This is a genomic window from Thiomicrorhabdus cannonii, assembly GCF_013391695.1.
Lineage (GTDB): Bacteria > Pseudomonadota > Gammaproteobacteria > Thiomicrospirales > Thiomicrospiraceae > Thiomicrorhabdus > Thiomicrorhabdus cannonii.
In genome coordinates this window covers 1-467 of sequence record NZ_JACBGH010000026.1, presented here as the reverse complement: position 1 = coordinate 467, position 467 = coordinate 1, and the positions used below count along the sequence as shown (strand labels likewise).

Annotated in this window: 1 pseudogene; it reads left to right on the top strand. The window is 62.1% G+C overall.

What is annotated here, in order from left to right:
- Positions 1 to 18: 18 nt before the first annotated feature.
- Positions 19 to 467: pseudogene (locus tag HZ297_RS11795) on the top strand (hypothetical protein); the annotation flags it as partial.

The window sequence follows — 467 nt, the reverse complement described above, 5'->3', positions numbered from 1 at the left end:
GAACAGCAGCAGTTCGGCATGCGTCTGAACGCGGTGAAACAGTCTGGCGATACCGAATGGGACCACCAGCAAGTGGACCGCGAAATGGCCGTACTGGGGCTGGATTTTCGCGGCGAGCGCCTGCGGCTTTCGACCGACCTTGGGCATACCGAGCGTGACACCGATGCCCCTCAGGAGCGTGTGCTGGTAGGGGCAAGCGCCCAGGTACCGCGTGCTGGCGATGTGCACCGCAACTACGCCCAGGCGTGGAGCAAGGCGCGCACCAACGATACCTTCGGGGCAGTGCATGCCGAATATGACCTCAGCGATTCTGTGCTGGCCTTTGGCGCAGTGGGTGCCCGGGAGAGCCGACACGATTTCCTGCGCCATAACGTCTCTGTGATCAACAATGCTGGCGACTTCACCATCCAGCCCCGCGATTTCAGCAGGGATGAATCGGTACGCACTGCCTTGGCGGGCTTGAGGAC